Here is a 20,617-nt window from a genome sequence, read left to right as displayed (position 1 = left end):
GCGACCCCTTGCCCTCGACAAGGGGTACTCAGCGTGCGCTCGGCGGTGCCGCACGGGAACGTGTCGGTCGTGCACGGGTCTCGGTACGCCCGCGCCGGGAACTACTCGACCGTCGGAGAGAGAAGAGACGCCACGCAAGACTGCCGCCCGGCAGCCGCCGATGCGGATGCCGTCACGGTCGCGCTTGGTGACGGCATCCGCGATCAAGCAAATGGATCAGTCAGAGCGAGGCCTGCGGGCACGGGCGATCGCACCAGCGACGACGAGCAGAATGCCGGCGACCGCCACGAAGATCCACGGCCACGCTTCGGCCCCTGTCGTCGCGAGATCGGCGTCGTTCTGCGCATCCCCCTCGGCGGGGCCGTCACCGGGCGTGCCGGATCCAGCACCTTCGCCGTCACCGGAGTCGCCGCCGCTGCCGCTGCCGTCGCCGTCCGACCCGTCGCCGTCACCCGGAGCGGGGTCGTCGACTGCGTTGACGCGCACGATCAGGCCGCGCTCGTCGCTCGTGTTGTCCGACGCGCGCAACACGGCATACAGCTCGCGCGTACCGGCCTCGGGAGCGGTGTAGTCGACCACCGCCGACGACAGCCCCTCGGCGCCGAGACCTCCGAGACGCTTCACGGCCACGATGTCACCCTCCGACGGGTGACCGTCGTAGACGGTGACGATCTCGTGCGACGCGGTGTCACGCTCGGCATCCGCCTTCAGCACGATCTCCGCCGTCTCACCCACGGTGATCTCGGGAAGCTCGCTCTCGCTGTCGAGATCGAGCGTCGCCGCATCGGTCGTGATCACACCGGCACCGACGAAACCGACCTGCGCGTCACTCGCGCCCGCGGCGCCCTCGGGCACGACCGACACAAGACCGAAGCCCTGGTTGTTCTGGCCGCACACGAGAGTCTCGGCCTCACCGGTTCGCGGATCGGTCAGCGTGACATCGCCCTGCACCGAATCGGCCGGACACACGGTGTCGGGGGTGCCGGCCCAGCCGTGAATCTCGTCGATCGTGTCGTCCTCATCGAGCACGACGAAGACGCGCCAGCTCTGAGCACCGCCACCGGGGGCACCCTGCGCCGTCCACTGCGGGGACGACACGGTCAAGCTCTCCTGCGGCGCGATATCCGAGGTCACAGTGGTGGTGCCGATGTCGACCGGATCGCCGATGATCGTGTTGTTCGCATCGATCGGCACGGCCGAGAACGAGACGGTCAGCGGATCGGTGATCGGAACGAGACTGTAGTTGGAGACCTCGACGTCGAAGACGACCGGGTCGCCCACCTCCGGGCTGGAGCCGTACGGCACGCCCGAGGTCGTCGGGTCGTCACTGTCCGGCAGTCTCGGAGTGAAGCCGCGCAGCTCCTGACGGTTGTCGAGCGGAACCCACTCGACGGTCCCGAGATACCCGATGGGTCCCCGCACCAGAACGGTCGCTCCGGGCATGTTCAGCGCCGGATCGGGTTTCTGTCCGTACACGCGGGTCCAGAACTCCCGGCCCTCCGCGTTGGCCGTGAGATCCGTGCCGTACGTCACCCGCACGGCGCCATCGAGGCCGTAATAGTACGCGGCACCAAACTCGTAACCGAGATCGGCATCCACTTCCGGCACCGACAGCGCGAAGGTGGTGCTGTGGGTATTCGCCGTCGACCCGCTCGTCGACCCGGTGAACATCTGGTTCGTGCTGAAGCCCGCGGACAGGGAACCCTCGAGGTCGACCGAATCGACGAAGGGAACGCCGACCTTGGCCTCGACGCCGCCCTCGACGTTCAGATCAAGGTTCCAGCCCTTCTCGGATGTTTCGGACGTGCTCGACGAGCCCGACACGGTCGTGGTGAGGTCGACCGATGTCTCGGTGCCCCCGACGCCGATCTGCTCGTTGAACAGCGAGGCATCGCCGGTGGTCGTCGTGCCGTCCGCCGCCACAGAGGTGAACTGACCGACGACGTCGTCGATCGGCACCTGACCGTTGACGAGCCGCGGGTAGGACAGCGCGTTTCCGTTCTGCCAGCTGGCGGTGAAGTAGTCGTTGCCCTTGCCGGCGAGGTCCGCCTGCTGCGGCGTGCCGGGAACGACGACATCCCAGTAGCCGTAACAGCCGTCGTCGCACCCGGAGCTTGCGGCATCCGGCCGATCCCAGGAATCGACTGAGATCACGGGGTAGCGGGTGACCTGGTAGTCCTGCACCATCGCGTTGACGATGTCGTCGTCACCGGTCTTCGAGCTGATCGTGAAGTCCGTGCTGTAGCCCGCCTGGGCGGTAGCGCTCCCCAGCGAGCTCCACGATGCACCGAGCTTCCCGGACAGTTCCGTGCTGACCTCGCCCTTCTCCAGGAACGGGATGCCGGCGTCGATCGTGGCCTTCACGTCAGCCTCGGCACTCAGGTTGTACGCCTGGTTCGACTGCTGCGACGTCTCATTGTTGAACGCTCCCGTGCCCGACGTCCCCATCTCGAGATTGAAGTCCTGGTTGCGCGAGATGTTGAGGAACTCTCCGTCGATCCAGTCGCTGTGCCCGGGGGGCTGCCCGCCGATGAGGCTCATCGAGGTGAGCTTCTGCACGGTGAAGACGACGGGGTCGCCGAGCTCGAGCGTCTTGCCGCCGGGATCGTAGGAGGTGAGGTCGAAACCGCTCACCGCCAGCGTCTCGCCCCCGTCGACCGTCACTTGTTGGGTGTTGACGGTGGGCGCCTCGTTCACATCTGTCGGCTGGATAAGCAGGAGCTGATCATCGGTTGCTTCGCCTCCGACCCGAGAAAGCGCGATGCCCCACTGCGCGTCGTCGCCCCCGCCGCCACCGGCGAACCCGCCGACCGCCATCGAAACGCTGGAGGTCTCGTAGAGCGCGGGGAGGGTGGCCGCCTCGGGGAAGACGAGCTCGAGTTCTCCGTTGAGCAGTCGGGCGACGGTCACCGCCTGTCCACCGTCGGCGGCGGGGTGCGTGATGGCGAGCTGGCGGCTCCCAGAGCCGTCCACCGTGTCGAAGAACTGCCCGCTCTCGACGCGCACGCCGGAGTTCGCGTTCTCCCATTGCGCCGAGTACGCCACGTCATCGACGCGGATCCGTGTCACATCCGACACCGTCAGGTCGTCACCGCTGAGGGTGACGCGGCTGACGGCCAGACCGATGTAGCCGGAGTCCGCGGCATCCGGACCCACCCAGGCGATCTCCTGCAGGCCGTCGCCGTCGAAGTCGTATACCGACATGTCGGCAGAGGCCAGCTGGTCGGTTGAAAGGCTCACGGGCAGCGCTTGCGGGTCATCGACCCGCGTGAGTGCGCGCTGCTCCTCACCGCTCGCGGTGTATTCAGCCACGAAGACGGTGGGAGTGCCGGCGTCGTCCACGTACGCGACGATGATCTCGGGCGTTCCGTCCTGGTCTACGTCGGCGGTGTCCACGGCGAGGGGCAGCATCGCGCCGGCGGCGGTGCGACCGGGCGTGATGGCGGTGTCGATGATCGTCACGAGGCGCCGGTTGAGCCCGACGTTGTAGTCGACCACCGCGAGGGCAAGCTCGGAGTCAGGCTTCACATAGGCAACCACGGCTTCGTCCCGGCCGAGCCCCTCTGCGCCCGCGACGCCGTCCAGGTCGGCGACGGCAAGGTCGAAGACGGCATCCGGTGCGGCCGAGATCTCGAAAGAGGTGGACGCAGGGATCGCGTCGGGCTGGTCGACGGCGACGAAGTCCCACTCGAAGGGGGCGCCGCTCCCGAACGCGCTGGTCGTGATCCTGAACCCACTCCCGTCGTATCGCAGCGCCTGCCCATGCGACCAGTTGAAGATCATGGATCCGCCGTCGCCCTGCGGGATGAGGCGCCACCGCTGGTGCTCGCTGTCGTTGCAGACCGCGGTCCAGGGGTTGCTGAACGGGATCGGCTGCGTCAGGCAGGTTCCGTCCGCGCGGTTGACGAGCTGGAAGACGACGGCGTCGTCGGCGACGTCCTCGTGTGCGATCGCCGTCCACTGCTGCGTCAGGTCGGACTTCTCCGCGCCGTTGTTCGACGCCGCGTAGACAGGCGGCGCAGCGTTCGGGCTCGTCGCGATCACGTCACCGCTCGACGCGTGATTGCGGATGATGTAGGTCTTACCCGGCTCGAGGCCGTCCTCGGGCGACGCGTAGGTGGTGTACGTCCCGATGGGTTCGGCGACGTCGCTCGTGGATGTCAGCTGCAGGATGCCGACCGGCTCTCGACCGTCACCGTCGAGCAGCCCTTCGGTCGCGGCGAGGAGGAGACTCCGTTCGGCGAAGGGGCCGGTGAGATTCCCTGCGGCGGTCCGGGCGCCGAGGACGGTGCGCTCGAGCTCGCGCGATGACCCTCGGGGATCGGGCTGGGCCAGTGTCGCCAGTCCCGTGTTGGCGTCGTCGGTCACGCGGCGGTAGCTGTTGTCGGTCAGCGTGGTCGAGAGGAGGAGCTCGTCACTCGCGAACGCGACCCGCTCGCCGAGCAGGGCCTCGGCGGGGAAGTCGTTGCCGTCACCGTCGGTGGTGGTCGCATCGAAGGGCTCGATGGCGAGGAGCGGAGCTGCGCTGCTCGGAGCAGCGGCGAACGCGAAGCCCACGGCGACGGCGGCGGCGGTGGCGAAGGCGAAGATGCCGCGGCGCGCGCGACGGTGGGCGAAAGACATGTGTCGGGAAGGACCTTCTGGCGATTCGGGTCGAGACAGAGTGCGGTGACCTGACGGTATGCGCGTAGGGCATCCGGGTCGAAGCCTGAGGGTGAGCGATGCGCTCTTCTGGGGTGAGGCAGGCGAGGGGTGTTGCCTCCCGGGTGGGCCAAAGCCCCCTTTTGCGCGACGCCGGTCTCACCTGCCCCCCAGCAGCGGTGACCGCGCGCCGCCGCCCACCCGGGGAGGCAACGAGTATCGACGGTAGGGGCCGTGGGGCCACCTGACCCATTCGGAGGATGAGGGAATCGGGCCGGCGGGGTGAGGCGCGGTCACGGGGTGTTCAGCGGACCGACTGCACCGCTTCTTCGCGGGAGTTGACGCCGAGCTTGCGATAGATCGAACGCGTGTGGGTCTTCAGCGTGTTGACGCTGACGTGCAGGCTCTCGGCGATCTCGCCGGCGGTCTTGCGGGTGCCGAGGAGGTCGAGAACGGCACGCTCACGCTCCGAGAGCATCGAGATGGGTCCGGAGGTCGCGGCGGGGCGGGCGCCTCGGGCGGCGAGCTCTTCGTACGCGGTGCCGCGTTGGAGGTGATCGGCGAGGAGTTTCCGGACCGCCGGCTCGGCGCCGACGAACAGACGATCCAGACCCTCCCGGTCGCCGATCTCGAGAGCCTGCTCGCAGAGCTCGTGGGCGAGCCGATCGGCTCCACGGTCGGCCTGGACGAGGGCCGCAGTGAGGAGCGTCGCGGCGCGCACGTAGGTCACCTCGCGGTAAGGGCCGAGTCCGCGGAGCATCTCCAGGGCCCGCTCGGCATCGCCCGCGCGGCGGATGAGCTCGGCGAAGATCACCGTGACCAGCGGCAGGTTGGAGGCGGTGTGGCGCTCGGCGATCGCGACGGCGTCGTCGGTTCGACCCCGCGCATCGGCGAGCGCGGCGTCCGCGAGATCGCGGAAGGCACCCCACGAGACCCCGTGCCGCTCGCCGCGCGGAAGGGTGTCGAGCTCGATCGACGCGCGCGCGGCGAGGCGATCGTCGTGGGCGCGCGCCGCGGTGAGCGCGAGCATGACGGCGGCGACGCCACGGAACGAGGGCGCGGCGCGCTCGCCGCTGACGGCGCGGATGAAATGGCGCGCGGCGAGCTCGTATTCGTCGGCCCAGTAGGCGATGATCCCCATCGCGACCGTCGTCGCTCCCCCGCCGTTGGCGAGCCAGGGACGGTCGTCCTCCGCCGCGGCGCCGAGCCGGTCGAGGACGCGACCCGCATCGCGGAGGGCTCCCGCCCACGCCAGGGTGAAAGACAGGAGTCGGCGCGCACGGGTGGCGAGGATCTCATCGCCCACGGCATCCGCTTCGGTGACGGCGGTGCGGAGCTGGTCGATCGTGCGCGCCGGGGTGAGGCGATGGCGCATGCCCGCCCAGCCGAGGAGGAAAAGCAGCGCCGCGTGGACGTGGCGGTCGAGCTGCGTGTCGGTGATGATTCCGTCGTGCACCTTCTCGGCCGCGGCGGCGAGCGCTGCCCGGTCGTCGAGGAGGAACAGCTGCGCGCGCGGAAGGGTCATCGCGAACGCGGCGTCGGGGGTGTTGCCGGCGCGGGCGACCGCCTGAGCGAGGAACGTGCGCGCCGCGTGTGGGGCGCCCATGATGTCGGCCGCGCACGCGCGGATGAGGAGGACCGCGGGGTCGTTATCGAAGGGTGCGGGAAGGGCCGCGCAGATGCGATCGAGGGCGGCGGTGTCGGCCTCGATGACGATCCGCACCCAGTGCTCCGTGATGACACGGGCGACATCCGCCGGCTCGTCGGCGCGCTGCCAGTGGAAGATCGCTCCGAACGGGTCGTCGTGCTCGAGATGCCGGGCAGCGGCGCGATGGGCGCGGGCGTTCCGGCCCGGATCCTCCTCGTCGGAGATCGTGCGGCAGAGCTTCGCGAACAGCGGGTGCCAGCGGTAGGTGGTGGTCCCGCCGGGATGGGTGGGGTCTCCGTCGTCGACGACCGAGAGGAAGAGGCCGGAACGGAGAGCCCGCGACAGAAGGGACGCGGCATCCGCCCGCTCCGTGAGGACCTCGACGAGGGGGACGGTGAGCTCTTCGCAGACGGCGGTGTCGAGCGCGAGGCGGCGAAGATCCTCAGGGAGATCGCGCATGACATTGTCACGGACGTAGTCGCGGAGGAGCGCGGCGGTGGCGTGCGACGCGGTGGTGTCGGTGCGCGGATGGCGGAGGCCGGCGAGGCGGGCGAACTGGACGGCGATCGGCCAGCCGCCGGTCGCAGCGAGGACGGCAGCGGGGTCAGGAGCGGGGGCGGGCTCGGTGTCGGGGTCGGTGAGGACCTCGGCGATCTCGGCGGCGTCGAAGGCGAGCGCGGCGTCGGTGAGGACGGCATCCGGAGCTCCGAGCGTCCATCGGGCGAGACGCGCGTCGAGGGCGCCGGTGCCGACGAAAAGCAGGCGCAGCTGCTCAGGGCCGGACTCGATGAGGGCTCCGAGGAGACCGGTGATGAGGGCAGCGTCGGCGCGCTGGGCATCGTCGATGACGAGATGGACGGGTTCGTCGAGCGCGGCGAAGACGTCGTGGAGGGCATCGAAAACCGCGCCGCCCCCCGCTTCGGCGGGATCGACCGATGCGAGGGGGCCGAGGCGCGGGTCGACGGGGGCGAGGGCCTGGAGCGCGCGGATCACCCGACTGCCCAGGCGGGACGGCTCATCGTCGTAGGTGCCGAGGGAGAGCCAGGCGACGCGGTCATGCTGGCGGGCCGCCCAGCCGCTTACCGCCGAGGTCTTGCCGAATCCGCTCGGGGCGCGGACCACGGTGATGCGGTGCGCGCGGACTCCGGCGTCGATGGCGTCGTGAAGCCGGGGACGCGCGAGCGTGTGGGGCTGCGGGCGGGGAGGCGCGTAGCGGCGTGCGGCTGCGGTCGGGCTCGGGCTCGCCGGGCTCGGGATGGTGTTCGACAACGACAACCTCCGCGGGGGTGGAAGCCACGCGGATTCGGGTGCCGCGAGCCACATGCCACTTTATTCGGCGCGGAGAGGAGGCCGGTTTGCGTCGGCTTGTTGCCGGAGGGCGCCAACGTCCTGCGCCCGCGCTGCGACAAGACTGGTTGACGGACAGACGCACGGGGGTTTACAGTCCAAATTGGACAGACCAGTTGTCCAGTTTGCATGAATCAAAGGAGATTGAAATGCACAGCACCCGAATGCTGGCGCGCGGGTTGGGCACGGTCGCCGTGGTCACCCTCACCGCCGCCATGGCCGTCGCCTGCGCCTCGTCCGCACCGAGCGGCGGCGAGGACGAGGGTGGCACGCTCAACGTGCTCTTCCCCCAGACCCACGCCGGCGCGTCCGAGATCCTGAAGGCGGATTACGAGGCCGCCAACCCCGGCGTGACCGTGAACGTCACCCTGGTCCCCTACGACGAACTGCAGCAGAAGGCCACGCTCGACGTGCAATCCGGTTCGGGAGAATTCGATGTGTTCGACTCCTGGTACACCGAGATCGGCGCGCTCGCCGCGGGCGGGGTCATCGTCCCCATCGATGACATCGTCGATCAGGCCGATCCGGACGACTTCATCAGCTCGATCTACGACCCGTACTCCCTCGTGGACGGCGAGCGCTACAGCCTGCCCTTCGACGGCGACACCGAGGTGCTCTTCTACAACACGGAGATCCTCGAGCGGAATGGCGTGGAACCTCCGACGACGTGGGACGAGTACGCGGACGCTGTCGCGACGATCACCGAGAACGAGAGCGCGAACGGTGTCTACGGGGCAGCCATCATGGGCCAGCAGACGCCGATCATCCTGATGTCCACCTACGCCAACCGCCTGGCAGGCTTCGGCGGGTCCTTCACCGACGACGCCGGCAACCCCACGCTCGACACCCCCGCAGCGGTCGGAGCCGCCCAGGCACTCCTCGACGTCACCGACGCCGCACTCCCGACCCCGTTGGAGACCGGCTTCGATCAGGCGCTCCAAGCCTTCCTCTCGGGGAAGGTCGCCTTCATGGAGTTCTGGACCGACCTCGGCACCTTCGCTCAGGACCCGGAGCAGTCCGAAATCGTCGACAAGTGGGGCGTTTCCCAACTGCCGGTCGGCGGAGACGCGGAGTCCAGCCTCGCCGCCCTCGACGCCGGCTTCACGCTGACGCTCTCCTCGCAGGCCGACAACGTCGAGCTCGCGAAGGACTTCATGCTCTGGGCCACCAGCAGCGAAGTCAACCTCAAGCTGATCACGTCGTACGGATCCGGCATCGACCCGAACCGCGTATCGACTCTGCAGTCGGAGACCTACATCGAGTTCAACCCGCAGGTTCAGGAGGCGGCATCCGCATCCCTCAACGGAGCCCTGCCCTGGCCGACCACTGCCGACGCACCGGCGCTGAATCAGGCCCTCACCGACGCGCTGGCCACCATGATCGCCGAGCGCGGTGACCCGCAGGAGACGATGGAGCAGGTGCAGGCCGAGTGGGAGTCGATCCTTGGCTGACACCGCCACGGTGACGAGAGGGCCCGGTCGCCGCACCGGCTGGGCCTTCTCGACCCCGGCCCTGATCGCGGGACTCATCGTCACGGTCTACCCGCTCATCTACCTGATCGCGTCCAGCGTCAGCCGCTCCACGCTGGGGCAGCCCTTCCAAGAGCTGGTGGGCGCAGCCAACTTCAGCCGAGCATTCGGGGACACGACCTTCGTCGAGGCGCTGGTGCGCACGAGCGCATTCGCGATCGGCACCGCGGTGTTCCAGGTGGCACTCGGTCTCGTGATCGCCCTGTTGATGCGTCAACTGACGCGGGGCCAGAACGTCATCCGGACACTGATCCTTCTTCCTCTGCTGACCCCGCCCGTGATGGCAGCGGTGGTGTGGAAGCTGATCCTCGCGCCGAACGGCGGCCTGTTCAACGCGGTGCTCATGCAGCTCGGTCTCATCACCGAACCCGTGTCGCTGCTCGGGTCGTCTTTCTGGGCGATCGTCATGGTCGCCCTCGCCGACTCCTGGCAGTGGACTCCCTTTGTCGCCCTGATCATCTACGCGGGCCTGCTGGCTCTGCCTCAGTCGGTGTACGAAGCCGCGCAGGTGGAAGGCGCCGGGCCGTGGCAGACCTTCCGCTACATCACCTTCCCCATGGTCCTTCCCACCATCACCGCCGTGCTGCTCATCAAGCTGATCATCTCGTTCAAGGTCTTCGACCTCATCTACATCCTCACCGCCGGCGGTCCGGCAGACGCTTCGATGCTCTCCGGCTTCCTGATCTTCCGCACCGCGATGCGCGAGTTCGATGTCGGCTACGCCGCCGCGCAGACGCTCATCTTCGTCATCGTCGTCACGATCGTCACCATCCCCGTGACCATGCTCCGCAACCGCACTAGGTGGTCCTGATGTACTCGACAGACACGGCGAACGCCCCCACCACGGCACTCATCACCACGAAACGCGGTCGTCGGATGCCGCGGCGCCGCTCAGCCGGGCGCACCTCGGTGCGCGCAGGGTTCGGACGCGTGGGCCGTGGAACGCTCTGGCTCCTCGTGCTCGCCGGCACCCTCCTGCCGATCGTCTACCTCATCACCCTGTCGTTCACGCCGCAGTCGCAGATCGCGACAGGGCGCATCGTTCCGGACGAGCTGACGCTGAGCAACTGGACCGCCATGTGGGATCGGATGCCGATTCTCCTCTACGCACTCAATTCGGTCGTCGCCGCCGTTCTGGGGTGCGTCCTGTCCCTGGTGATCGCCACTCTGGTCGCCTTCGCCATCGCCCGCTATCGCACCGGTGGCGGCTTTCTGCCGGTGTACGTCCTGGCGAGCTTCGTCGCGCCACCCGTCGTCGCGATCATTCCTCTCTTCTTCCTGCTCCGCGCTCTCGAGCTCACGAACAGTCCGATCGGTCTCGGCCTCATCTACGGGCTGGTGAATGTCGCCGTCGCGACCGCCCTGCTGGAGCCGTTCATCGAGCGCATCCCCGTAGAACTCGAAGAGGCGGCGCAGATCGACGGCGCCGGACCCGTCCGGACGATGATCAGCGTGGTGGTTCCGCTCCTGGTTCCCGGGCTGATCGCCACCGGGATCATCATCCTGATCCTCAACTACAACGAGCTGCTGTTCGCCCTCACCGTGTTGCAGAGCAACGAATCGCAGACGCTCCCGGTCGCGATCTCGCTCTTCCAGGGCGACCGCGGCGTGCAGTTCGGGCAGATGGCCGCCGCCTCTCTCGCCGCCATCATTCCGGTGTACATCGCTGCCGTGTTCATGCAGCGGTACCTCGTCGGCGGCCTCACCAGCGGCGCGATCAAGTGAGGAAGTCATGAAGATCTCTGACATCACCTTCATCGGACTCCGGTCACCGCTTCCGGCCCCCGCCGTGTTCTCGTGGGGTTCGGCGTCCGAGCGGAACGTCGGTCTCGTGCGCGCGCAGCTGGACTCGGGTGTTGAGGGCTGGGGCGAGACGAGCGTGACCTTTCCGCTGTGGTCGCTCGAGGAACGCGCCGCCACCGTCGCGTCGCTCGCCCCCATGTTCGTCGGCCGGACGCTGGACGAACCGGCAGACATCGCAGACGTCATCTCCGCGGCGCGCGTCCGCACCGACCGACTCCGCAGCCTGTGGTCTCCGGTCGGGATCAGCGCGGCGCTCGGCGCCATCGAGATGGCCCTGTGGGACGCGTATGGGAAGGCGCTCGAGACGCCTGTCTGGCAGATCCTCGGCGGAACAGCGAGCGAGGTACCGCTATACGCCGTCGGATTCGGCGGCACACCCGAGCAGTCCGCGGAGGCCGCGGCATCCGCCCTCGCCGATGGCTTCGCGAAGGTCAAGGTCCGAGTCGGATTCGACCCGGATGCCGACGAGGCGCTCGTGCGAACCGTGTCGGACCGTATCGGCGGAGGCCTCCTGATCGACGCAAACATGGGGTGGTCGCGCACCGAGGCACAGACGATGCTGCGCCGCCTCGAGCCCTATGACCTCGGCTGGCTCGAAGAGCCGCTGGATCGCGCCGACCTCACCGGATACGCCGAGCTCCGAGAGAAGGCGACGATGCCCATCGCGGCCGGGGAGAACTGCTACAGCGAAGAGGAACTCATCGCCCTCGCGACGGGCGGCTCGATCGACGTCGTCATGCCCGACCTCGCTCGCGTCGGCGGTCTCACCGCAGCGATCGCCGGAGCGCGGGCTGCACGCGAATCCGGGCGCACCTACAGCACACATCATTACGCGTCCGACATCGGGTTCGCCGCGATGCTCGCCCTCTGCGCGGTGGTGGGCGAGCCCGCGCCGATCCTCCGCGACATCAGCCCCTGGCCGCTGCGGACCGAGCTCCTCTCCGACCCACTGGAGATCAGCCCCGGGCGTGCTCTTCCGTACTCGGGCCCCGGACTCAGCCCCTCACCACGCACGCCGGTCCTAGAGGAGTATCGAACGCTATGAGCAATGACACTCCCTACGCCCGGTTGACACCCAAGCCACTCTGGACCGCAGCGGCCGATCAGATCCGAGAACGGATCGAATCCGGCGACATCCCGGTGGGAGCGCGACTGCCATCGGAACGCGACCTGTGTGTACAGTTCGGCATCAGCCGGATCTCGCTTCGCGAGTCCCTGAGGGTGCTGCAATCCACCGGGTATGTCGAGACGCGGCCCGGCTCGGGCACCTATGCCCGCTTGCCGGAGCCGATCGCCGATGGATCGCTCGCCGCGTGGATCGCGAAAGACATCCACATCCTCGAACTCTTCGAGCTCCGGCGTGCTGTCGAGCCGGGCATCGCCGGGCTCGCGGCGTTGCAGCGGGATGACGCCCACTTGGGCCCTCTCCAGGCCACCATCGCGCAGATGGCGGGAGATTCGCCGCGCAACCACGCGCGCGTCGTGGCGGCGGACGCGGAGTTCCACCGACTCATCGGCCACAGCATCGGCAACCCCGCCATCTCGCGACTGATCGACCAGATCCAGGACGAAGGTGGCGCCGAGAGGCGACTTTCGCTCGGCGTTCCGGGGCAGACCGAACGCGCCGCCGACGACCACTCTGAGATCTTCGACGCCATCCGACGCCAGGACGAAGTCGGAGCGCGGGATGCCATGCGAGCCCACCTCGACGACGCCGTCGACTGGATCGTGAACTACACCAAGGAACACCCACCCAAGGAGGAACAATGACCACCACCTCGACCGCCCAGAGCACCACGCACAACGCCTCGGGGCAGCGCGTCGTGATCAGCCCGGCAGACTTCGGTTCGGGCGCACCGATGGAGGTCGGCCGCGCCGGTGTGCGGGATCGCAAGCTCATCTACCCCGAAGTCGGATTCGACGCCTCCACCCTGTGCCTCGGTCTCGTCGAGATCGATCCCGGCCATCACTCGCCTCTGCATCGACACAACTGCGAAGAGGTCTACTACGTCATCGAAGGCGAGGGCTACGTCGAGCAGGAGGGCGAGAACTTCCCCCTCGCCACGGGCGACGCCGTGCTGAACCGGATCAACGTCGATCATCGAGTCTTCTGCACCGGAGACACCACGCTGCGCCTCGCCGTCATCGGCGGCATCATGCTCGTGCCGCTCCTGCCGACCTGGCCCACGGCGAGCCCGTACGAGATCCTGGAGCAGGCAGATGAGGCGTGAGGATCTGGCGCACGCCATCGATCTGATCGGCGATGTCCTCCTGCCCGCCGGCCGTGGGCGTCCCGCACCCTCCGAGGTGCGCCTCGGCGACGATCTGCTGAACCGGCTGCGGGACTCGGAGAAGGAGATGCTCCGTCAGGCGTGCGAGGAGCTCGGCGCACCGGGACGGTTCGAAACCCTCGATGGCGGATCCCGACACGAAGCGCTCGCCACACTCGAGCAGAACTCTCCCCGCCTCTTCGACGCCGTGCGCCGGTGCGTCTACTTCGGCTACTACGCACAACCGGCTGTCATTCGGGTGCTGCGCGCGCAGGGTTACGACATCAACGAAGCCCCGCAGCCCCGCGGCTACGCGATGCCGCCGATGTCGCCGGAGGTCGTCAAGAACGTCGACCGCTCACGACGGGTGTGGATCCCGGCGGAAGAGGTCGGAACACGGATCAAGGAGGCCTCATGACGGCGCCGGTGAAGACACTTTCCTCCGTTCCGGTCCTCGTGATCGGAGCGGGTATGGCCGGCGGCGCGATCAGCTGCACGCTGGCGGAGGCCGGGGTTCCGGTCGTCTGTCTCGAGCAGGGCCGCTGGATACCGGGCGGCTCACGTCCGCACGCGGATCGCTACTACGAGCTCGAGCGTCAGTACGCCTGGAGCACGTCCCCGAACACGCGCGGATGGGCGGAGGACTACCCGATCGGCACCGATGCCGTCCAGCCGTTGATGTTCAACGAGGTGGGAGGATCAACGGCGATCTACACGGCCGCGTGGCCCCGATTCCGCCCGACGGACTTCGTCAAGAAGGACGAGCACGGCCGGAGCGAGAACTGGCCCTACTCGTACGACGACCTCTCGCCGTACTACGCGGAGAACGATCGGTCGATGGGAGTGAGCGGTCTCGACGGTGACCCCGCCTTCCCCGCCCACGATCCGTACCCCAATCCCCCGCTTCCGATCGGCAGACGAGGAGAGGCCTTCGCCCGCGGGTGTGAGCGTCTCGGCTGGCACTGGTGGCCTTTCCCGATGGCCGTCAACTCCCGCGAGTATCGCGGTCGCGCAGCGTGCAACGCGTGCGGCGACTGCCAGAGCGGATGCTCGATCGACGCGCTCGCCGGTTCCCACAACACCTACTGGCCGCGTGCGCTCGCGGCGGGAGTCGAGTTGCGCACAGGATCCCGGGTCGTCCGCATCGAGTCGGACGAGACCGGTCGCGTCGTCGGCGCCACCTACGTGAGTGCCGAGACAGGCGCCCGCTACTTTCAGCCGGCGGAGCGTGTGATCCTGTGTGCCAACGGCATCGGAACCCCCCGTCTCCTGCTGGCATCGGCATCCGACAGTCACCCCCAGGGGCTTGCGAACAGTTCCGACCTCGTCGGCCGGAATCTGATGTTCCACGGGCTCGCGATCGTCGAGGGGTGGACGGACGAGATGCTCGACCCCCATAAAGGCGTCATCTGCGCGGCGGCCTACTCAGCCGAGTATGCGGAGACCGACGTCGACCGTGGATTCGTCAACGGCTTCACCCTGCTCTGTTCCGGAATGAACGGCCCGGGGTTCCAGGCCAATGGATCGCACTCGGGCAACGTCGCCCCGTGGGGCGCTGGTCACCACGAATGGATGGATCGACACCTCAACCGCGGGATGGCGGTGCTCGTGCAGACCGAAGACCTGCCGTCGCCGAGCAACCGCGTCACCCTCGACCCGCAGTTGGTGGACGGGGACGGCATGCCCGCGCCCTTCATCCACTACCGCCTCGACGACAACGACGAACGTCTGCTCGAGTTCGCCTGTGCCCGCGCCGTGGAGATCCTCGAGGCGGCCGGGGCGCGAGAGGTGAAGGTCAATCGGTTCCGCGCAGCAGGCGGAGACTACATGCCGCCGGCCTGGCACCTCATGGGCACAGCTCCACTCGGCGACGACCCGACCACGTCCGTGATCGACCCCGATCACCAGGCATGGGATGCCCCCGGACTGTACATCTGCGATGGCTCGTCGATGCCGACGGGTGGAGCCGTGAACCCCACGAGCACCATCGGCGCCATGGCGCTACGATGCGCGACCCGCATCTTGGAACATCTCGAAAAGGAGACACCCGCATGGGCGAAGTGATGTCGATCGACCCGCGGACGGGCGATGCCGTCGAGAGCGTCGCGACGGAGACGAGCGACGCCGAGGTCGACGCCATCTGCGAAGCCGCCGCGGCCGGCGCCGACGCCCTTGCAGCCACATCGCCCGCGGAGCAGGCGGATCTCCTCGATGCGATGGCAGCCGCCCTCGACGCCGCGCGCGCCGAGCTGGTCACGCTCGCCGAGCGCGAATCCGCACTGGGAAAGACTCGCCTGGACGGAGAACTCACGCGCACGACGGGACAGTTGCGTCTCTTCGCCGACGTCATCCGCGACGGTGCGATGTTCGAGGCGATCATCGATCACGCCAGTGGCGCAGCGCCCGATCTTCGCCGCGTGCTCATTCCTCTCGGACCCGTCGCCGTCTTCGGCGCGAGCAATTTCCCTTTCGCGTTCTCAGCGGCGGGCGGCGACACGGCGTCGGCACTGGCCGCGGGGTGCCCCGTCGTGATCAAAGCGCACGGCGCCCACCCCGCGCTCGATGCTGCCGTCGCGCGGACGCTGAGCGACACCGCCCGTGCGCACGGTCACCCGCATGCCGTATCCATCGTGTTCGGGCGGGACGCCGGTCGGCGAGTGGTCGAGCATCCCGCGATCAGCGCTGTCGGGTTCACCGGAAGCGAGTCTGTCGGAAGACTGCTGATGGATGTGGCTGCGGACCGAGAACGGCCGATTCCGGTCTACGCGGAGATGGGGTCCTTGAATCCGCTCATCGTTCTGCCCGACGCCGTGGAACGGGCGAACCTCGCCCACGACCTCGCGAGCTCGATCACGCTGGGCGCGGGACAGTTCTGCACCAAGCCGGGGCTCGTCTTCCTCCCCGCCGGGCCGGAGGGCGACGCCGTCGTCGACAGCCTCGTCCGTGCGATGTCGTCGATCGATGCGACATTCCTCCTCAGCGCGGGGATTCGCGACAGCTTCGTCGCTCACGTGGACACTGTCGCCGGCGCCGGCGCGGACCTCCTGGTGACCCCGCACGCCGCGGAGGGGTCGTCTGTGACTCCCGGGCTCGCGCACATCACGGCCGCTTCGCTCCTCGTGTCACCCGAGGTACTCATCGAGTGCTTCGGCCCGGCCGCGCTCGTCGTGCGGTACGACGGTCACGACCAGCTTCTCGATGCCCTTCGTGCCGTCCCGGCATCCCTGACGGTCTCGATCTTCGCGGGCGAGGCTCGGGACAACGCGCTGACGACGCTCATCGGAGCGGCTCAGAAGCAGAGCGGCCGCGTGATCCTCAACAGTGTTCCCACCGGAGTCGCGGTGACCTGGGCGCAGAACCACGCAGGCCCCTATCCGGCATCGTCCGGGGGCGGGATGTTCACCTCCGTCGGCGCGACGGCCGTACGCCGATTCCAGCGCCCGGTGGCGTACCAGGGCATGACGGAGGATGTGCTGCCCGCCGCCCTCCGCGACGACAATCCCTGGCATCTCCCACGAAGGATCGATGGGGTCGAGGTGCCGGGTTGAGTGGCGCGCGGAGCGGTCGCACCGCGAGCCACTGGGGAAGCTACCTCGTCGACACTCTGGACGACGAAGTCGTCGGTGTCGTTCCGGTGCCCGAGGATCCGGACCCCTCACCTATCGGCCAGAACTACCGGGGACGACTGCGGGGCGGCCCCCGGATCACAGCCCCGGCCGTGCGGCGCGGGTGGCTCGACCAACGCTCGCGCACGGGACGCGGCTCGGACGATTTCGTGGAGGTCACCACGTCCGAAGCCGTGGAGCTCGTCGCATCCGAGCTGGAACGGGTGCGCAGCCAGTTCGGCAACGAGAGCATCTTCGGCGGGTCCTACGGGTGGGGAAGCGCCGGCCGCTTCCATCACGCCCAGTCGCAGATTCATCGATTCCTGAACTCGATCGGCGGGTACACGCGATCCGTCAACACCTACTCACACGCGGCCGACGAAGTGATCCTCCCGCACCTCGTCGGAGATCGGGCCGAATTCCTCCGGTCGGTCCCTTCCTGGGAGGAGATCGCTGCACACACGCAGGAGTTCATCGCGTTCGGCGGCCTCCCGGCGCGCAGCACGCAAGTGAACCCTGGAGGCGTCGGCGCGCACGTCAACCTCGCCGGCCAGCAGTCCGCGGCGGAAGCCGGTGTGAACTTCACGCTCATCACACCCGTACGGACGGACACCGTCGACCAGCTCGGCGGGCAGTGGGTGCCGCTCCGACCGAACACAGACGTCGCGCTCATGCTCGGCCTCGCCCACACCGTGCTCGACGCCGGGCTGGCGGACGTCGAGTTCCTCGAAGAGTGCTGCGTCGGCTGGGAGCGGGTCCACGCAGAATTGACCGGCCGCATCGACGGACGCGTCAAGGACGCCGAATGGGCGGCCGAGATCACCGGGATACCCGCGTCCACCATCGTCGACCTAGGACATCGCATCGGATCCCGCCGCAGCTTGATCGCCGTCACCTGGTCGCTGCAGCGCCAGCACCATGGGGAGATGGCCTACTGGGCGGCCCTCACGCTCGCCGCGATGTCCGGGTCTCTCGGTCGGCCCGGAGGGGGGTTCGGCACCGGATACTCCTCGATGCACAACGCCCACGTCTGGGATCGAGTCTCGCCCGCCGCCGCGCTTCCTCAGGGCCGCAACGCGGTCCGTTCGTTCATCCCGGTCGCGCGCATCGCCGATCTGCTCCTACACCCCGGTGAAGAGTTCGACTACAACGGTCGCACCTCGATCTATCCCGACATCCGCCTCGTGTACTGGGTCGGCGGCAACCCGTTCCACCATCACCAAGACCTCAATCGACTGACGCGGGCGTGGGAGAAGCCCGAGACCATCGTGGTCCACGAGCCCTACTGGAATGCGCTCGCCAAGCGCGCAGACATCGTCTTTCCCGCCGCCACTTCTCTCGAGCGCGAGGACTTCGCGATCGGCATGGCGGACAACTGGCTGAGCTGGATGGACCGCGTCGCCGATCCGCCGCCCGGCGTGGTGACCGACTACGAGACGTTCGCCGAGATCGCCGATCGGATGGGCGTCGGCCACGACTTCACTGAAGGACGCGCACCCGAGGAATGGATCAGTCTGCTGTGGGACCAGACGCGTTCGAAGGCAGGTGATCTCGGGTTCGAGCTCCCTGACCTCGAGACGTTCCGCTCGCGCGGCAGCATCCGGCTCGACATGCCGCGGGTCGCGCCGACCGCATTCTCCGAGCTACGGCGCGAACCACGCGAGCATCCGCTGACGACGCCGTCCGGAAAGATCGAGCTGCATTCTGCGACGATCGAGAGCTTCGGATACGCCGACTGCCCCGGGTGGGCGCGGTGGATGGAGCCGGCGGAATGGCTCGGCGCGGACCTGGCGAACACCTACCCCTTTCACCTTGTCTCCCCCCAGCCGGACGGAAAACTCCACAGCCAGTACGACCACGGCTCGGAGTCACGTCGACACAAGATCGACGGACGGACCGTTGTTCGGCTGTCAACGGAAGACGCCACCGAGCGCGGGCTCACCGATGGCGACGTCGTTCGCATCTTCAATGCTCGAGGGGCATGTCTGGCGGCCGTCCGTGTAGATGCGGGCGTTCGTCCAGGAGTCGTCTCGCTGCCGACCGGGGCGTGGTTCGACCCGGTCGACCCATCGGAACCCGGCTCGCTGGACCGCCACGGCAACCCCAACGTGCTCACCCTCGACATCGGCACATCGTCGCTCGCCCAGGGCCCCTCGGCCCATACGTGCCTCGTCGACATCGAGCGCCTCGACGGCGCGCCGCCCCCGGTCGACGCGCATCGACCGCCCCCCATCCGCCCCCGCTACCAGACCCCGACTCACAGAGGAGACACTCCATGAACGACACGCACGCCCGTCTCGACGTCACACGCAACTACATCGGAGGCGAATGGGTCGACCCGACCACCTCGGCGACCGGGGACGTGTTCGATTCGAACACCGGCGATGTCATGGGCTCTGCACCGCTCAGCGGCGCAGGAGATGTCGAGCGCGCCGTCGCCGCCGCCACCGAGGCACTCGCGGATTGGCGCGACCTCGGTGGCCCCGCTCGCGCGGAGTATCTGCGCGCCATCGCGCGGGAACTGGAGGCCCGCCACGACCACATGGCCGGTCTCATCGCCCGAGAGGTCGGAGCCAACGTCGCCATCTCGACTGGGTCGCAGACCTTGACGCCCGTGATGAGCTTCGACATCGCCGCGGACATCGCCGAGACCTACCGGTTCACCGAGCCGCTCGGCGACAACATGATCGTCCGCGAGCCGATCGGCGTCATCGGCGCCATCACCGCGTGGAACTTCCCCCTCCACCTCGTCACGGTCAAGGCCGCCTTCGCCATCGCAGCGGGGAACACCGTCGTCGTGAAGCCGAGCGAAGTCGCACCTCTGACGGCCGCGGTCTTCGCCGAGGTCCTGCACGCCGCCGGTCTGCCGGCCGGCGTCATCAACGTCGTCTTCGGAACCGGTCCCGACGTCGGGGAGCCGCTCGTCGCACACCCCGCCGTCCGGATGATCTCGTTCACAGGGTCCACCCGCGCCGGCCGGCGCATCGGCGAGGTCGCGGCCCAGAAGGTCGCCAAGGTCGCCTTGGAGTTGGGTGGCAAGAGTCCTCTCGTGATCCTGCCCGATGCTCCGCTGGATGATGCCGTGCGCTTCGGTATCGAGGATCTGCTGCTGAACAACGGACAGCGGTGCGACGGCTACACGCGCATGATCGTGCCGCGCGATCGGCTGGGCGAAGTCGAACAGCTCGCGGCGGAACTGATGTCGACGCGGCGAGTAGGACCCTCCTCCGAGAGCATCAACGAAATCGGTCCCCTCGCATCGCAGGCCCAGAAGGACCGCGTCCGGTCTTATATCGAGAGCGGCATCCGCGAGGGCGCGAAGCTCGTCGCCGGAGGCCCAGAGGACCCCGACCTCGCAGAGGAGAACCGGGGAGGCTATTTCGTGCGGCCGACCGTGTTCTCCGAAGTCACGCCCGACATGACGATCGCCCGCGAGGAGATCTTCGGACCCGTCCTGTCGATCCAGGCCTACGACGATGTCGAGGAGGCCGTGCGGCTCGCAAACGACACCGAGTACGGACTCGCCGCCGCCGTCTACAGCGGGGACCGAGACAGCGCCCTGGCTGTGGCATCCCGCATCGAAGCCGGAATGATCTCCGTCAACGGCGGTGGCATGGACATTCGCGCGCCGTTCGGTGGATACAAGCAGTCCGGCCTCGGACGAGAATTCGGCCAGTACGGATTCGAAGAGTTCCTCGAGGTCAAGGCGCTGCGGCTTCCGGCGTGACACGGGCGGGGGCGCGGCATCCGTCGTATGGATGCCGCGCCCCCGCG

General features: G+C 68.2%; 13 protein-coding genes. 11 read left to right on the top strand and 2 right to left on the bottom strand.

The window, feature by feature from the left end:
* Positions 1-216 precede the first annotated feature (216 nt).
* The gene (locus tag AB0O93_RS08830; RefSeq protein ID WP_363342503.1) at positions 217-4,623 is read right to left on the bottom strand and encodes an RICIN domain-containing protein; all 4,407 of its coding nucleotides are present in this window, start codon (positions 4,621-4,623) and stop codon (positions 217-219) included.
* 322 nt (positions 4,624-4,945) lie between these two features.
* On the bottom strand, positions 4,946-7,558 hold the full coding sequence (locus tag AB0O93_RS08825) for a LuxR C-terminal-related transcriptional regulator (RefSeq protein WP_363342501.1): 2,613 nt from the start codon (positions 7,556-7,558) through the stop codon (positions 4,946-4,948).
* A gap of 227 nt (positions 7,559-7,785) precedes the next feature.
* Between AB0O93_RS08825 and AB0O93_RS08820 the strand changes: the two genes are divergently transcribed.
* Genes AB0O93_RS08820 through AB0O93_RS08770 form a run of 11 tightly spaced genes read left to right on the top strand, consistent with a single transcriptional unit; the run spans position 7,786 to position 20,570 of the window.
* The gene (locus tag AB0O93_RS08820; RefSeq protein ID WP_363342499.1) at positions 7,786-9,087 is read left to right on the top strand and encodes a sugar ABC transporter substrate-binding protein; all 1,302 of its coding nucleotides are present in this window, start codon (positions 7,786-7,788) and stop codon (positions 9,085-9,087) included.
* The gene (locus AB0O93_RS08815) at positions 9,080-9,976 is read left to right on the top strand and encodes a sugar ABC transporter permease (protein WP_363342497.1); all 897 of its coding nucleotides are present in this window, start codon (positions 9,080-9,082) and stop codon (positions 9,974-9,976) included. Before AB0O93_RS08820 ends, AB0O93_RS08815 begins: the two co-directional genes overlap by 8 nt.
* Positions 9,976-10,890 (top strand): carbohydrate ABC transporter permease, encoded by a 915-nt coding sequence (locus tag AB0O93_RS08810; RefSeq protein ID WP_363342495.1) that lies wholly within the window; start codon positions 9,976-9,978, stop codon positions 10,888-10,890. Before AB0O93_RS08815 ends, AB0O93_RS08810 begins: the two co-directional genes overlap by 1 nt.
* A 7-nt stretch (positions 10,891-10,897) precedes the next feature.
* Positions 10,898-12,013 carry a mandelate racemase/muconate lactonizing enzyme family protein gene (locus AB0O93_RS08805; protein ID WP_363342493.1) on the top strand — a complete coding sequence of 372 codons (1,116 nt, stop codon included), beginning with the start codon at positions 10,898-10,900 and terminating at the stop codon, positions 12,011-12,013.
* Positions 12,010-12,738 carry a FadR/GntR family transcriptional regulator gene (locus AB0O93_RS08800; RefSeq protein ID WP_363342491.1) on the top strand — a complete coding sequence of 243 codons (729 nt, stop codon included), beginning with the start codon at positions 12,010-12,012 and terminating at the stop codon, positions 12,736-12,738. The genes AB0O93_RS08805 and AB0O93_RS08800 overlap by 4 nt, the downstream gene beginning before the upstream one ends.
* Positions 12,735-13,199: a cupin domain-containing protein gene (locus tag AB0O93_RS08795; protein ID WP_363342489.1), complete on the top strand. Its 465-nt coding sequence runs from the start codon at positions 12,735-12,737 to the stop codon at positions 13,197-13,199. Before AB0O93_RS08800 ends, AB0O93_RS08795 begins: the two co-directional genes overlap by 4 nt.
* Positions 13,189-13,656, top strand: coding sequence for a hypothetical protein (locus tag AB0O93_RS08790; RefSeq protein WP_363342487.1), 468 nt, complete (start codon positions 13,189-13,191; stop codon positions 13,654-13,656). Before AB0O93_RS08795 ends, AB0O93_RS08790 begins: the two co-directional genes overlap by 11 nt.
* Positions 13,653-15,302, top strand: coding sequence for a GMC family oxidoreductase (locus AB0O93_RS08785; protein ID WP_363342485.1), 1,650 nt, complete (start codon positions 13,653-13,655; stop codon positions 15,300-15,302). Before AB0O93_RS08790 ends, AB0O93_RS08785 begins: the two co-directional genes overlap by 4 nt.
* A complete protein-coding gene (locus tag AB0O93_RS08780; protein WP_363342483.1) occupies positions 15,290-16,786 on the top strand; it encodes an aldehyde dehydrogenase family protein in 1,497 nt (498 codons plus the stop codon). Before AB0O93_RS08785 ends, AB0O93_RS08780 begins: the two co-directional genes overlap by 13 nt.
* Positions 16,783-19,122, top strand: coding sequence for a molybdopterin-dependent oxidoreductase (locus tag AB0O93_RS08775; protein ID WP_363342481.1), 2,340 nt, complete (start codon positions 16,783-16,785; stop codon positions 19,120-19,122). Before AB0O93_RS08780 ends, AB0O93_RS08775 begins: the two co-directional genes overlap by 4 nt.
* Positions 19,119-20,570, top strand: a complete 1,452-nt coding sequence (locus tag AB0O93_RS08770) for an aldehyde dehydrogenase family protein (protein ID WP_363342479.1) — start codon at positions 19,119-19,121, stop codon at positions 20,568-20,570. The genes AB0O93_RS08775 and AB0O93_RS08770 overlap by 4 nt, the downstream gene beginning before the upstream one ends.
* Positions 20,571-20,617 lie beyond the last annotated feature (47 nt).

The organism is Microbacterium sp. NPDC077184 (genome assembly GCF_040687055.1).
In the GTDB taxonomy this organism is placed as follows: Bacteria; Actinomycetota; Actinomycetes; order Actinomycetales; family Microbacteriaceae; genus Microbacterium.
The sequence above is the reverse complement of the archived record's forward strand: the minus strand, read 5'-3'. Positions and strand labels throughout refer to the sequence as shown.